The organism is Streptomyces sp. NPDC048288 (genome assembly GCF_043201555.1).
Classification (GTDB): Bacteria; Actinomycetota; Actinomycetes; order Streptomycetales; family Streptomycetaceae; genus Streptomyces.
In genome coordinates, this window is sequence record NZ_JBICZD010000013.1 from 320,569 (window position 1) to 333,467 (window position 12,899).

Annotated in this window: 14 protein-coding genes; 8 read left to right on the top strand and 6 right to left on the bottom strand. The window is 71.5% G+C overall.

Features of this window, described 5'->3' with window-relative positions; translation table 11 throughout:
• Window positions 1-111: 111 nt before the first annotated feature.
• The 4 genes from ACGFZS_RS39265 to ACGFZS_RS39280 all read left to right on the top strand — a co-directional run bounded on the left by ACGFZS_RS39265 (window position 112) and on the right by ACGFZS_RS39280 (window position 3,149).
• Window positions 112-1,242, top strand: a complete 1,131-nt coding sequence (locus ACGFZS_RS39265) for an acyl-CoA dehydrogenase family protein (RefSeq protein WP_393799121.1) — start codon at window positions 112-114, stop codon at window positions 1,240-1,242.
• A 1-nt stretch (window position 1,243) separates the two neighbouring features.
• Window positions 1,244-2,119 carry an acyl-CoA dehydrogenase family protein gene (locus ACGFZS_RS39270; RefSeq protein ID WP_393799122.1) on the top strand — a complete coding sequence of 292 codons (876 nt, stop codon included), beginning with the start codon at window positions 1,244-1,246 and terminating at the stop codon, window positions 2,117-2,119.
• Between the two features lie 397 nt (window positions 2,120-2,516).
• Complete coding sequence (locus ACGFZS_RS39275) at window positions 2,517-2,654, top strand: hypothetical protein (RefSeq protein WP_393799123.1); 138 nt, start codon at window positions 2,517-2,519, stop codon at window positions 2,652-2,654.
• An 18-nt stretch (window positions 2,655-2,672) separates the two neighbouring features.
• The gene (locus ACGFZS_RS39280; protein WP_393799134.1) at window positions 2,673-3,149 is read left to right on the top strand and encodes an ATP-binding protein; all 477 of its coding nucleotides are present in this window, start codon (window positions 2,673-2,675) and stop codon (window positions 3,147-3,149) included.
• A gap of 328 nt (window positions 3,150-3,477) precedes the next feature.
• Here the strand turns inward: ACGFZS_RS39280 and ACGFZS_RS39285 are convergent, their stop codons facing one another.
• The gene (locus ACGFZS_RS39285) at window positions 3,478-4,413 is read right to left on the bottom strand and encodes a cyclase family protein (protein WP_393799124.1); all 936 of its coding nucleotides are present in this window, start codon (window positions 4,411-4,413) and stop codon (window positions 3,478-3,480) included.
• Between the two features lie 86 nt (window positions 4,414-4,499).
• Between ACGFZS_RS39285 and ACGFZS_RS39290 the strand changes: the two genes are divergently transcribed.
• Genes ACGFZS_RS39290 through ACGFZS_RS39300 form a run of 3 tightly spaced genes read left to right on the top strand, consistent with a single transcriptional unit; the run spans window position 4,500 to window position 7,666 of the window.
• On the top strand, window positions 4,500-5,414 hold the full coding sequence (locus ACGFZS_RS39290; RefSeq protein ID WP_393663226.1) for an SDR family NAD(P)-dependent oxidoreductase: 915 nt from the start codon (window positions 4,500-4,502) through the stop codon (window positions 5,412-5,414).
• 48 nt (window positions 5,415-5,462) lie between these two features.
• The gene (locus ACGFZS_RS39295) at window positions 5,463-6,617 is read left to right on the top strand and encodes an acyl-CoA dehydrogenase family protein (RefSeq protein WP_393799125.1); all 1,155 of its coding nucleotides are present in this window, start codon (window positions 5,463-5,465) and stop codon (window positions 6,615-6,617) included.
• Entirely contained in the window at window positions 6,617-7,666 is a 1,050-nt protein-coding gene (locus ACGFZS_RS39300; protein ID WP_393663222.1) for a Zn-dependent alcohol dehydrogenase, read from the top strand. Before ACGFZS_RS39295 ends, ACGFZS_RS39300 begins: the two co-directional genes overlap by 1 nt.
• Here ACGFZS_RS39300 and ACGFZS_RS39305 read toward each other — a convergent pair.
• Complete coding sequence (locus tag ACGFZS_RS39305; RefSeq protein ID WP_365688530.1) at window positions 7,656-8,660, bottom strand: helix-turn-helix domain-containing protein; 1,005 nt, start codon at window positions 8,658-8,660, stop codon at window positions 7,656-7,658. The genes ACGFZS_RS39300 and ACGFZS_RS39305 overlap by 11 nt on opposite strands.
• 71 nt (window positions 8,661-8,731) lie before the next feature.
• On the opposite strand from ACGFZS_RS39305, the gene ACGFZS_RS39310 reads away from it, so the two are divergent.
• On the top strand, window positions 8,732-10,054 hold the full coding sequence (locus ACGFZS_RS39310; protein WP_393799126.1) for an MFS transporter: 1,323 nt from the start codon (window positions 8,732-8,734) through the stop codon (window positions 10,052-10,054).
• Between the two features lie 188 nt (window positions 10,055-10,242).
• Here the strand turns inward: ACGFZS_RS39310 and ACGFZS_RS39315 are convergent, their stop codons facing one another.
• The 4 genes from ACGFZS_RS39315 to ACGFZS_RS39330 form a co-directional block, all read right to left on the bottom strand.
• Window positions 10,243-10,662, bottom strand: coding sequence for a hypothetical protein (locus ACGFZS_RS39315; RefSeq protein ID WP_393799135.1), 420 nt, complete (start codon window positions 10,660-10,662; stop codon window positions 10,243-10,245).
• Window positions 10,663-10,923: 261 nt separating this feature from the next.
• Window positions 10,924-11,577, bottom strand: a complete 654-nt coding sequence (locus ACGFZS_RS39320; RefSeq protein WP_393799127.1) for a class I SAM-dependent methyltransferase — start codon at window positions 11,575-11,577, stop codon at window positions 10,924-10,926.
• Between the two features lie 78 nt (window positions 11,578-11,655).
• Window positions 11,656-12,156, bottom strand: a complete 501-nt coding sequence (locus ACGFZS_RS39325; protein ID WP_393799128.1) for a hypothetical protein — start codon at window positions 12,154-12,156, stop codon at window positions 11,656-11,658.
• A 41-nt stretch (window positions 12,157-12,197) separates the two neighbouring features.
• Window positions 12,198-12,566: a DUF6415 family natural product biosynthesis protein gene (locus ACGFZS_RS39330; RefSeq protein WP_393799129.1), complete on the bottom strand. Its 369-nt coding sequence runs from the start codon at window positions 12,564-12,566 to the stop codon at window positions 12,198-12,200.
• Between the last annotated feature and the right edge of the window lie 333 nt (window positions 12,567-12,899).

A 12,899-nucleotide genomic window follows, 5' to 3' on the forward strand; every position in this document is an offset into this window, starting at 1 on the left:
GACGAGTCGTCAGATCGTAGGTCCTGCCGCCTTGTCGGTCCAGAGGCGCGGGGCTAGCCTGCGGGATCAGAAGAATCTGATGAACCATCAGTTCCGTGGGGGTGGCTGCCAGTGGATCTGTCCTGCACGCCGGAGGAGGAGGACTTCCGGGCGCGGCTGCGGGAGTGGCTCGCCAAGGCGCTGCCCGGCCTCCCGCCGAAGCCCGGCCCGCAGGACTGGCCGGGCCGCCGCGCCTACGACCTCGGCTGGCAGCGGATGCTCTACGACGCCGGGTACGCCGACGTCCACTGGGACGCCTCCCCGACCACCCGGCTGATCTTCCTGGAGGAGACCGAACGGGCCGGCGCGCCCTATGTGGGCGCCAACTTCGTGGGCCTGCTGCACGCCGGCCCGACGATCGCCGCCGAGGGCACCGAGGCGCAGCGGGCGCGCTGGCTGGCGCCGATCCTGCGCGGCGAGGAGGTGTGGTGCCAGGGATTCAGCGAACCGGACGCCGGCTCCGACCTGGCGGCGCTGCGCACGCGCGCGTGGCGCGACGGCGACGACTACGTGGTGAGCGGTTCCAAGATCTGGACCTCGCACGCCGAGGTCGCCGACTGGTGCGAACTCCTGGTGCGCACCGACCCGGAGGCGCCCAAGCACCGCGGGATCACCTGGCTGGGCATGCCCATGGACGCGCCGGGCATCACGGTACGGCCGCTGCGCACGCTCGCCGGGTCGGCCGAGTTCGCCGAGGTGTTCCTCGACGAGGTCCGGGTGCCCGTCGCCAACCGGGTGGGCGCCGAGAACGACGGCTGGCGGGTCACCATGGTCACCCTCTCCTTCGAACGCGGCACCGCCTTCGTCGGCGAGGTCGTCGCCTGCCGCCGGGTGCTCGGCGACCTCGCGCGCGCGGCCCGCGCCGACGGCACCTGGGACGACCCCGCGCTGCGCCGCCGCCTGGGCCGGCTGAACGCCGAGTTCCGGGCGCTGTGGCGGCTCACCCAGTGGAACGTCAGCGAGGCCGAGGGCAACGGCGTGCCCGGCGTCGGCGGCTCGGTCTTCAAGCTCCGCTACTCGCACGCCCGTCAGGAGCTGTACGACACGGCGGCCGACGTGCTCGGCCCGGACGCGCTCGACCTGGACCGGCCGTGGGTCCTGGACCGGCTCTCCTCCCTCTCGTACACCATCGCGGCCGGGACCTCGCAGATCCAGCGGAACATCGTGGCCGAGCGGATCCTCGGGCTGCCGAAGGGAAGATGACGTGCGCTTCCAACTGACCGAGGACCAGCGGGCGTTGCGGGACGGCATGCGGGAGCTGCTCGGGCGCCGGTTCGACGGCGCGGCGCTGCGGGCGGCGGCCGGCGTGCCCGGCCGCCTCGACCGTGCCCTGTGGCGGGAGCTGGGCGCGGCCGGGTTCTTCGCGCTGCGGCTGCCGGAGGCGGACGGCGGGGTCGGACTCGGACTGCCCGAGGCGGTCCTGGTCTTCGAGGAGGCCGGGCGGGCGCTGCTGACCGGCCCGCTGGCCGCCACCCACCTCGCGGCGGCCGAGGTGCCCGGCGCGGCCGACGGGGAGGCCGTGGTGGCCCGCGTGGACGGCGGCCTGGTGGAGTGGCTGGCCGAGGCGGACGCGGTGACCGGGGACGCCGCCGGGGCCGTGGCGGTGCGCTCGGTCGACCCGTTGACACCCCTGCACCGGATCCCCGGCCCGGCCTCCGCCGCGCCCCCCGACCCGGTGGCCGTGCTCCTCACCGCCGCTGAGCAGCTCGGCACGGCCACGCGCGCGTGCGAGCTCGCCGTGCAACACGCGCGGACCCGCGAGCAGTTCGGGCAGCCCATCGGGGCGTTCCAGGCGGTCAAGCACCTGTGCGCCGAGATGCTGGTGCGCGCCGAGACCGCGCGGGCGGCCGTCTACGCGGCCGCGGTGACCGCCGACCCCGTGGACATCGCGGCGGCCCGGCTGCTCGCCGACGAGGCCGCCGTGCGCGGCGCCCGGGACTGCCTCCAGGTGCACGGCGGGATGGGCTTCACCTGGGAGGCGGAGGTGCACCTGCACCTGAAACGGGCCTGGGTGCGGGCACAGCGTGGCGGTGGGAACACGGAGAGTGAGGAGTTGCTCGCCGCAGAACTGCTCGGGTGAGCGTTCGAAACGGCTCTGGCCTGCGGGATCGATGGTGCGGGTGGGCCGGATGTCGCGGATTGTGGCATACCGGAATCACGGAGCGTTGATACCGGGTTGTGTCCAACGCGTGACTCGTCACGGCCTGGAGTCGAGTGTCCCCTCGGGTACCTTCTGTGGGATGCGAGTGGTTCCGAGGACGAGCCATGCCGGCGGTGCCGTCGAAGCGGCGCCGCGATTCATGGTGCACACCGCTGCTCGCAGGGCGGTAAGGGCTTGCTCCCCCGCCTGTTCGACTCCCCGCCGCGAGCGTCGCACAGTATGCCGGACGCGTACTCCTTCGCGCTGGAATATGCCCGAAGCGCTTGTTGGGGTGACTGTACGTCAACCATGCTGTCTCGTAAGGGAATCACGTTCCGTGACCCTTGCTCTGGCCGTTGTTCTGGCCATGCAGAAAATGGCTACGATCGTGGCCCTCGCCGTTCTGTTCGTCGCGATCCTCGTCGTGGCGCTCGCTCGGCGCGGGTTCATGTGTCCGCCGGTTCGGATGGTGTGAGCGGTGCAGGTGCTTCAAGTGCAGCTGGAGATCCGGCCCGACCCCGCGGAGGTGGGACGGGCCAGAAGGTGGGCCCGCTCGCGCCTCGCCGGGTCCGGTATAGCGGCGGACGAGCCGCTGGCCGAGACGCTGATCCTGCTTGTCTCCGAGCTGGTCACCAACGCCGTGGTGCACACCGGCCGGCCCGCCGTGCTGCGGCTCTCGCTGCCCGGCGCGGACCGCGGGAGCGCCGAGGAGTCGGTCACCGTACGGCTGGAGGTCGCCGACACCAGCAACCGCGCGCCCGTACCCCGGTGCGCCGACGGCGACGCGACCGGCGGCCGGGGCCTGGCCCTCGTCGACGGGCTCGCCGACCGCTGGGGATGGAGCCCCGAAGGCGTCGGCAAGCGCATCTGGTGCGAACTCGACCGGTGTTCGCAGCCCCGGCAGAGCGCGGCGGTGGCGTACGGCGGCGGCCTGGCCTCGTTCGAGGGGCTGGCCTTCGAGGCGGTCTGACCCCGGTGCGCGGTGATGCGCCGGGGGGTTGCATCCGTGCGCGCCCTCGGTGAACCGGGGCATAAGCCGTAAAACTCCGCACGGGTGTTGACGCCTTGTGACCATGTGATCACGCTTGAGGTCTGCGATTCGCCGCGAGGGGACGGCGGGGGCCTTGATGGCGGACGTCCTCGTCGAGTGTGGGTCGAGCCGGACGGCGGCGCGCGGGACCGGGCTCGGGGCGGGCCGGCGCGTGCAGCCGTTCGGATTCCGGGGGGAATGGGGGAAGGCCGGTGTCACGCCGGCCCGGGCTTCGGCCTCGGCGTGACACCGGCTTCGTCACCGGGGACTAGAGAACGGCCACGGGTGCGACCGGCGTGCCCGTCGCCCCGACGAACGGCTCCGGCATCGCCGACAGCAGGAACGCGTACCGGCCGGTTTCTCCACAGGCTGTGGACAACTCCTCCAGATTCCAGTTCTGGCCCTGCAGCATCCCCATCTCCACCAGGTCGAGGGCGTGCACGGGCAGCCACAGGTCCTCGATCTCGGGCGGGAAGATCTCGAACGTGAGCGTGTCGTTGGCGACGGCGGCCACATCGCGCGCGTGGAACCACTCCGGCGTACGGACCGAGAGACCCGGCGACGGATAGCCGTAGCCGTGCTTGTCCCCGGCGAGATACACCTGCACCTGACCGGTCCGCACCAGCACGACGTCCCCCGCCCGGACCGTCGTCCCGGCCAGCTCCTCGGCCGCGTCCAGGTCCTCGGGCGTGACCGCGTGCCCCCCCTCCAGCCGCCGTACGCCCCGCGCGCGTGCCACGTCGAGCAGCACCCCGCGCGACACGATGTGCCGGGCCGTGGCGATGGAGCTGAACTCCGCCCCGCCGTGCGCGGTCACCGTGCCCGCCGGGCGGCCGTTGTACAGCTTCCCCGAGTGCGAGACATGGGTCAGCGCGTCCCAGTGCGTACCGGCCTGCAGGCCCATGGTCACCGCGTCGTCGCTGCACGCGACGGTGCCCGGGCCGAAGAGTTCCTGGTTGATCTGCACCATGGCGTGCAGCGGGTTGACCCGCCCGGGGATCATCCCGGTCTGCACGCCGTCCTGTTGCAGGGGCAGGGCGAGCGGGACGCGCCGGCCCGAGCGGACCGTCTGCGCGGCGGCGCGTACGACGTCGTCGGTGATCAGGTTCAGCGTGCCGATCTCGTCGTCGGCACCCCAGCGCCCCCAGTTGTTGACGCGCTCGGCGATGTCGTGAAACGCCGGATGAAGTGTCGGCAGTGACATCCGGTTCCTCCCCGGGGCTTGTGTCCGCACATCTGACGCGCCATAAAATCTAACGGTCCGTCAGAAACCACGGGAAGGGGCCGGGCGTGGGGAACTTCTTGGCAGGCAAGGTCGTCGCCGTGACCGGTGCCGGGCGCGGCATCGGACGCGCGGTCGCGCTGGCGGCGGCGGCCGACGGCGCGAAGGTCGTCGTCAACGACTACGGCGTCTCGGTCGACGGTGGCTCGCCCACCAGCGAGGTCGCCGAGGCCGTCGTCAAGGAGATCGAGGCGGCGGGCGGCGAGGCGGTCGCGGTGGCCGACGACATCTCCACGATGGCGGGCGGGCAGCGGGTCGTGGACACCGCGCTGGCCGCCTACGGCCGTCTCGACGGGGTCGTCTGCGTGGCGGGGATCCTGCGCGAGCGGATGCTGTTCAACATGACCGAGGAGGAGTGGGACCCGGTGGTCGCCACCCACCTCAAGGGCACGTTCACGGTGTTCCGGGCGGCGTCCGCGGTGATGCGGAAGCAGCGCGCCGGCACCCTGATCGGCTTCACCAGCGGCAACCACCAGGGGTCGGTCTCGCAGGCCAACTACAGCGCGGCCAAGGGCGGGATCATCTCGCTGGTGCGGAGCGCCGCCCTTGGCCTGCACAAGTACGGGGTGACCGCGAACGCGGTGGCACCGGTGGCCCGGACCCGGATGTCGGCCGGCGTGCCGACGGAACTGACCGAGATCGGTGAGCCGGAGGACGTCGCCGCGTTCGTCGTCTACCTCCTCTCGGACGCCGCGCGGGACGCCGCGATCACCGGGCAGGTGTACACGGTGGCCGGGCCGAAGATCGCGGTGTGGGCCCAGCCGAGGGAGCTGCGGGCCGCGTACGCGTCGGAAGGCACGTGGACGCCGGAGCGGATCGCGGAGGTGCTGCCCGGGAGTGTGGGGGCGGATCCGATGCCGATGCTGGCGCGGGTGGCGGCGATGGAGGTCGCTGCGCGGGCGGGGGAGCGGCCGAACACCTGACCGGCGGCTTTTCCTGGGCCGTCATCCGAACCGTCTTTGGAGGTCACCGTGGAGTTCGGCTCAGTGCCGGAGGACGAGGTGTTTCGCGGCGAGGTCCGCGAGTGGCTCGACGCGCACGTCGAACCCGATGCGGACCGGCGCAGTTGGGAGCGCACGCTCGGGGCCGCCGGGTGGATAGGGCTCGGCTGGCCGGAAGGCGGCTACGGGAACCGGACTGCCACGCTGACGCAGCAGGTCGCGTGGGCGGAGGAGTACGCGCGGTCGGCGGCGCCGCCGCGCTCGGGGCACATCGGGGAGAACCTGCTCGCGCCGACGCTGATCGCCCACGGCAGCGGTGAACAGAAGGCCCGCTTCCTGCCGCCCGTCGCCGCGGGCGAGGAGCTGTGGTGCCAGGGGTACAGCGAGCCGGGTGCCGGGTCGGACCTCGCCGGTGTGCGGACGGCGGCCGTGCGGGAGGCGGACGGCTACCGCGTCAGCGGGCAGAAGATCTGGACCTCGCTGGCGCACGAGGCGGACTGGTGTTTCGTGCTGGCGCGGACCGAGCCCGGTTCCAGGCGTCACCACGGGCTGAGTTTCCTGCTCGTGCCGATGGACCAGCCGGGGCGGGTCGAGGTCCGTCCCATTCGCCAGATGACCGGCACCAGCGACTTCAACGAGGTCTTCTTCGACGGGGCGCACGCGCGTGCGGAGCATGTCGTCGGGGGCGAGGGCAACGGGTGGCGGGTGGCGATGAGCCTGCTCGGCTTCGAGCGCGGGGTGTCGACGCTCGCCCAGCAGATCGGGTTCGCCGAGGAGTTGGGGCGGGTGGTCCGGGACGCCGTACGGACCGGGGCCGTCGACGATCCCGTCGTACGGGAACGGCTGGTGCGGCAGTGGGCCGAGTTGCGGGTGATGCGGTGGAACGCCCTGCGGACGCTCGGGGGTGCGGCGGCGGAGCCGGGCGCGCCCAGTGTGGCCAAGCTGCTGTGGGGCGGCTGGCACCAGCGGCTCGGTGAACTCGCCGTGCTGGTGCGGGGCGCGGCGGCGAGCGTGGGCCCGGCCGACTGGTCGGCCGCCGCGCCGTACGAACTGGACGCCGCCCAGCACCTGTTCCTCTTCTCCCGGGCCGACACCGTCTACGGCGGCTCGGACCAGGTGCAGCGCACGATCATCGCCGAGCGCGTGCTCGGTCTGCCGAGGGAACCGAAGGGGGTCGAGTCGTGATGCGTGGAGTCGTGTTCGACGGGAAACAGGTGCAGGTCGTCGACGATCTGGACATCCGGGAGCCGGGGCCGGGCGAGGTGCTGGTCGCGGTGGCGGCGGCCGGGCTCTGCCACAGCGATCTGTCCGTGGTGGACGGGACCATACCTTTCCCCGTTCCTGTGGTGCTCGGACATGAGGGTGCGGGCGTGGTCGAGGCCGTAGGTGTGGGCGTGACCCATGTGGCCCCGGGCGACCATGTGGCACTGTCCACCCTCGCCAACTGCGGTGCCTGCGCGGACTGTGACCGGGGGCGGCCCACCATGTGCCGCAAAGCCATAGGGCGGCCGCAGAAGCCGTTCACGCGGGGCGGTGGGGCCGTGTACCAGTTCGCGTGCAACTCGGCCTTCGCGGAACGGACCGTCGTCCGGGCCGTGCAGGCGGTGCGGATCCCGAAGGACATCCCCCTGACCTCGGCCGCCCTCATCGGGTGCGGGGTGCTCACCGGTGTGGGTGCCGTACTGAACCGGGCCCGGGTCGACCGCGGCGACACGGTGGCGGTCATCGGCACGGGCGGGATCGGGCTGAACGTCATCCAGGGCGCGCGGATCGCGGGCGCGCGCCGGATCGTGGCCGTGGACGCCAACCCGGCCAAGGAGGAGGCGGCCCGGCAGTTCGGCGCGACCGACTTCCTGACCTCGACGGAGGGTGTCAGGGATCTGCTGCCGACGGGGGTGGACCACGCGTTCGAGTGCGTCGGCCGGGTCGAGCTGGTCCGGCAGGCCGTCGACCTCCTCGACCGGCACGGCCAGGCCGTCCTGCTCGGCATGCCCGCCGCCACCGCCGAGGCGTCCTTCGTCGTCGCCTCCATGTTCCTCGACAAGTCCATCCTGGGCTGCCGTTACGGCTCCTCCCGTCCCCAGCACGACATCGCGCTCTACGCCGAGCTGTACCGCCAGGGGACCCTGCTGCTGGACGAACTGGTGACCGCGACCTACCCGGTGGAGGACTTCGAGAAGGCCCGCGCGGACGCCGAGGCGGGGCGGGTGGCCCGGGGGGTGCTCACGTTCTGACCCGCGCCGGCGAGGTGCGGAAGGTCCGGCGGTAGGCGGTCGGGGTGACACCGAGCGCGGTCTGCAGGTGCTGGCGCATGGACTGGGCGGTGCCGAAGCCGGCGTCGTGGGCGACCTGGTCGACGGAGAGGTCGGTGGACTCCAGGAGGTGGCGGGCGCGTTCGATCCGCTGCTGGGTGAGCCACTGGCCGGGGCTGACGCCGGTCTCCTCGCGGAAGCGGCGGGTGAAGGTCCGTACCGACATGGCCTCCTGCTCGGCCATGTCGCGCAGCTGGATCGGCTCGTGGAGGCGGCCGAGCGCCCAGGCGCGGGCGGCCGTGGTGGTGGCCACCTGGAGGTCGGGGACCGGGCGGTGGATGTACTGGGCCTGGCCGCCGTCCCGGTGCGGGGGGACGACGGTGCGGCGGGCCACCTCGTTGGCGACGGCCGTGCCGTGGTCGCGGCGGACCATGTGCAGGCACAGGTCGATGCCGGCGGCCACCCCGGCGGAGGTCAGCACATCGCCGTCGTCGATGAACAGGACGTCCGCGTCCACCTCGATCCGCGGGAACAGCCGCTGGAGATGGTCGGCCTCGGCCCAGTGCGTGGTCGCCGGGCGGCCGTCCAGGTAGCCGGCGGCGGCCAGGACGTAGACGCCGGTGCAGATGGAGGCGAGCCGGGTGCCGGGGCGGATGTGGGCCAGGGCGGCGGCCAGCTCGGGGGTGAGGACGCCCTCCTCGAAGACCGGGCCGAGTTCGTACGACGCCGGGATGATCACCGTGTCGGCGGTGGCCAGCGTCTCCGGGCCGTTCGGTACGTGGATCGCGAAGTCGGCGTCGGTGTCGACCGGGCCGGGCGGGCGGACCGAGCAGGTCACGACCTCGTAGAGATGCCGCCCCCGGGCGTCCTTGGGGCGGCCGAAGATGCGGTGCGGGATGCCCAGCTCGAAGGGGAGCAGGCCGTCCAGGGCGAGGACGACGACACGGTGCGGGCGGAAGCCGGGGTCGCTGCTCATGGCCCGATCCTAGCGAATACTGTCCTCTCGGCCACTCGATGGAGTGGACCCGGTGGCCGGATATTTGTGGCGTGACCCAGACAAGCGCAGCCGCAGCCGCCCCCGCCGAGGACGCGGAGGGCTCCAAGCCGACCCGCTCACCGCGCATCCACCGTGCCTGGTTCGTCGCCGTCGTCACCTTCGTCACGATCATCGGCGCGGCCGCCTTCCGATCCCTGCCCGGCCTGCTCATCGACCCGCTGCACGGGGAGTTCGGCTGGTCGCGCGGCACGATCGGCGCGGCCGTCTCCGTCAACCTCGCGCTGTACGGGCTCACCGCGCCCTTCGCGGCCGCCCTGATGGACCGTTTCGGCATCCGCCGGGTGGTCGCCGTCGCCCTGACCGTGATCGCGGTCGGCTCGGGCCTGACCGTGTGGATGACGGCGGCCTGGCAGCTGCTGCTCTGCTGGGGCCTGCTGGTCGGCCTCGGCTCGGGCTCGATGGCGCTCGCCTTCGCCGCCACGGTCACCAACCGCTGGTTCACCACCCGCCGCGGCCTGGTCAGCGGCATCCTCACCGCGGCCTCCGCCTCGGGCCAGCTGATCTTCCTCCCGCTCCTCTCCTGGATGGTCGAGACGTACGACTGGCGCCCGGCCGCCGTCACCGTCGCCCTCGCCGCCCTCGCGGTCGTCCCCTTCGTCTGGCTGCTGCTGCGCGACCACCCGGCCGACGTCGGCCTGAAGCCGTACGGCGCGGTCGACTTCGTACCGAAGCCGGCACCGGTCACCGGAGCCGCGCGCAGGACCCTCGGCGTGCTGGCCTCCGCCGTCCGCACCGGGCCCTTCTGGCTGCTCGCCGGCACCTTCGCGATCTGCGGGGCCTCCACCAACGGCCTGATCCAGACCCACTTCGTGCCCGCCGCCCACGACCACGGCCTGCCGATCACGGCGGCGGCCTCGCTGCTCGCGGTCATCGGCGTCTTCGACGTCGTCGGCACCATCGCCTCCGGCTGGTTCACCGACCGCTTCGAACCGCGCCGCCTGCTCGCCGTCTACTACGCCCTGCGCGGCATCTCCCTGCTCTTCCTCCCGATGCTGCTCGGCCCCTCGATCCACCCCCCGATGATCTTCTTCATCGTCTTCTACGGCCTCGACTGGGTCGCCACCGTCCCGCCCACCCTGGCCCTGTGCCGGGAGCACTACGGCGAGGACAGCGCCATCGTCTTCGGCTGGGTCCTCGCCTCCCACCAGGTCGGCGCCGCCCTCGTCGCCTACCTCGGCGGCGTCGCCCGCGACGTCTTCGGCACCTACGACATGGTCTGGTACGCCTCCGGCACCCTGTGCGCGGCGGCGGCCCTGATGGCCCTGGTGATCCGGCGCCGGCCGGCGGCGCCGGTGCCCGCTCTGGCCGGCTAGCGCTGTGCCCGCGCGCTACTTCCATGGGTGCCGCACCGTGCTGAAGTCGATCCGTGCCGCCCGCCCACAGGGGCGCCGAGATCCGCCGCTGGGCGAAGAAGAACAAGGTCGAGCCGTGCTTCATCCCGATTTACGCCTCGTGGGCGAATTCGATCGAGGCGCACTGCGGACCGTGGCCACCCTGGGCTTTAGTCCGTGTCCCTCCGATAGCAGTTCGGGGAGTTGCCGGAAGAGGTGAACTTAGGCAGGTCGTTGCGGGAAAAGTGGACATTCTGGCTCGGCGGCTGTGGGTTTGCTAGCTCATTTGCGGCTGCCTTTGAAATGGTCAGGCAGAACGTCTTGATCAGCGGATGGCGGCCTGCTGTGCGGCGCAGCTCAATGGATCCTTCGTAGCGGCCCGCCTGGTACAGCCAGTTGCTTGCCAGGAACTTGAATGATGGTTGTTGAGGATTGTCCTGGCTGACGATAAATGGGGCTGGATCACCACTCCATGTGGGATTGACCGAGTCGGAATTCGGATCGTATGCCCATGTGTCGCTCTCCCGCCAATAGAATGCCGGCTTCTTGGAAGAGGAGATGGAGCCGGTAGGGGCGAGGTGTAGGCGCACATCGCGGATTACTGAGCGTTACATCAACGGTGGGTTGCCGGTGCAAATCGGCGAAGTTGTAGATCGAAATGGCCAGGGCGCCGACAGCGGCAGTCGTCGCGACCCACTTATGCAGGGCGGCGTTTTCCATGCACCCACTCTGCCCGGAGCGCAATCCGCCGTCTGCTGGGTTACCTCGTATGGAGGGCGAAAACAGCACCCGTCCGGAGTTTCACTCGTCCCGCGGCGTCTTCGGGGCGGCGGCCGAGGCACGACGGTGACTCAGGCGCGGGCCCGGGCGATGAGGGTCCCGATGTGCCCGGCCTTGGGCGCGTCCACCACCGTCACCTCTGCTGCGGTGAACCCCGCCCGGAGCAGATGCCGCTCCCACACCGCAGGCCGGTAGCTGTACCGATAGGTGAACATGGCCTTCCCCGCGAAGCCACCCTTGTACATGCCCTGCGGACCGTAGGCGCCCGGGATGGCCGGCGGCTGGGAGAACACGAAGACACCCCCCGGGACCAGGTGCTGACGGACGAGGGGAAACAGCCGGGACGGAGCGGTGAACCAGGCGGCGCCGAAGATGGAGTACACCGCGTCGTACCGGCCGCCATCGGCGGCGAGCCACTCCAGGATCTCGCCCTGCTCGATCCGCACCCCGAGCGGCGTCCACTTGTCGCCCGCCAGCTGCACCATGCGCGGCGACAGGTCCACGCCCGTCGCCTTCACTCCCCGCTGTGAGAGGTAGGCCAGCGCGCGGCCGGTGCCGCAGCCGACCTCCAGCACGGATTCGGGGGATCCCAGGAGTTCCGGGCCGGGGCCGTGGCCGGCGTACTGGGTCCAGCAGAACGACGGCTCGGCGTCTTCCTTGAACGCCGACTCGGCGAAGGCGTCCCACAGTTCGGTCTCGGCGGCGATGTCGTGCGGTACGGGCACGGCGGTTCCTTGGGTCGTCGGGATGCGGATCCCCCGCCCTCGGGGGTGCGGTGAGGGCGGGGGCGACTGTAGCCGGGGTCAGTGGCTGTCGGGGACCTTGTCGTCGCAGGGCGAACAGTCGGTGCCGTCGATTGCCCACAGTTCCTCGTCGATCGCCCAGCCCTGGGAGCGGAGGAAGTCGCCGGTGCGTGCGCACAGCCCGTCGCGGCGGCGCTGGATGAACGGGGCGTGGTGCTTGAACCGGCCGCCGTTGTAGAGGCGGCAGATGCCCCACCAGACAGGTGTGTCGAGGATGAGTTGGTGCACGCCGATGTCGACGAGCTTGCCGACTCCGAGGTGCTGGTCGGGGTTCTCGATGGAACCCATGACGTACATGATGGCGTTGCCGAGGATCCGTTCGGCCATGTCGCGGACCATGGTGTGGTCACGCAGGAGCAGGGCGACCTCCCGGTCCCACAGGCTCATACCGGAGTCGAAGACGTTGACGGTCAGCTCGGTGATGTGCGGGGCGACGGCGTTGAGGAGTTCCTGCGGGTCCCGGGTGCGGGTCGTGGCGGGCTGTTCCAACGCGACGGTCACGTTGTCCTCCTGTCGTGGACGGGCGCCCCGGCTGGGGCGCCTTACTGAGTTGGTGCGGTCTGCCCGCCGCCGAGGTTCTCGAAGTGGTCGCACAAGGCGGTCACGCTTCGCGCAAGTTTCATGGCAACGGTCATCTGGCCGGGGCTGTTGTAACCGGGGCGCAGGCCGAGCCGTATGCGGGCCTCCCGGGTGCAGGCGAGCGCGCACGCGCTCGGGATGTCGTCCGCCGGGAACTGCCGGGTCATCGCCTCGATGGTGGGGATGAGTTCCGCGATCTGCCCGCGTAACGCGGTGCCCAGCGTCTGCACCTCGCCGGTGGGGATGGGGCGGGCGTCCGAGGCGAGGAACCGGTGTGCGGTACTCCGCATGGTCTCGATGTCCGGCGCCAGGCGGTCTTGCGCCTCGGTCATGGTCGCGTCCGTGGTCGCCCCGGCACCTCCACGCGATGGAGGCACCCGCCGGACGCCTTCACGCATACCGCCCCGACGTCGGCGAGTTCTTCGGCGGCGTCGAGCGGCACCAGCCGGCAGGCGGCGTCCCCTTTCCCGTCCGCGAGGACCGGGCCGCGCCGGCCCTCGGGGATCCGGACCAGGGCCGGCATGGCGTGGATGAGCCTGGACTGGGCGACGAGCCAGCGGGTGCCGGACTCTAAGACGCCATTTCATTTGGTGAGTCGGCGGTGACATATGAGGGTCGCGGCGATGGCGGTGAAGGCGAGGAAGTGTTCCGGCTTGCGCTCGTAG

Excerpts from the sequence above, each read along its gene's own strand:
- ACGFZS_RS39285 (WP_393799124.1), bottom strand. The coding sequence starts at position 4,413 with ATGTCACTGCCGACACTTCATCCGGCGTTTCACGACATCGCCGAGCGC.
- ACGFZS_RS39300 (WP_393663222.1), top strand. The coding sequence starts at position 6,617 with ATGCGTGGAGTCGTGTTCGACGGGAAACAGGTGCAGGTCGTCGACGAT.
- ACGFZS_RS39305 (WP_365688530.1), bottom strand. The coding sequence starts at position 8,660 with ATGAGCAGCGACCCCGGCTTCCGCCCGCACCGTGTCGTCGTCCTCGCC.
- ACGFZS_RS39330 (WP_393799129.1), bottom strand. The coding sequence starts at position 12,566 with ATGACCGAGGCGCAAGACCGCCTGGCGCCGGACATCGAGACCATGCGG.